Below are 262 nucleotides of genomic sequence, written 5' to 3' on the forward strand. Positions count from 1 at the left end.
CCGGTGAGCAGCAGGGCGCGGATGTGCGCGCCGTCGACGTCGGCGACGGTCATGATGATGCTGCGGTGGTAGCGCAGCTTGGCCGGGTTGTACTCGTCGCGGCCGATGCCGGTGCCCAGCGCGGTGATCAGCGTACCGACCTGGTCGGAGGCCAGCAGCCGGTCGAAGCGGGCACGTTCCACGTTGAGGAGCTAGCCGCGCAACGGCAGCACGGCCTGGTTCTTGCGGTTGCGGCCCTGCTTGGCCGAACCACCTGCGGAGA

1 pseudogene is annotated in these 262 nt (G+C 69.5%); it reads right to left on the bottom strand.

Annotated elements, in window-relative coordinates:
* A pseudogene (locus tag ACQG3P_RS20155) lies at positions 1-262 on the bottom strand (toprim domain-containing protein); the annotation flags it as partial.

Source organism: Stenotrophomonas sp. SrG (assembly GCF_050031795.1).
In the GTDB taxonomy this organism is placed as follows: domain Bacteria; phylum Pseudomonadota; class Gammaproteobacteria; order Xanthomonadales; family Xanthomonadaceae; genus Stenotrophomonas; species Stenotrophomonas rhizophila_A.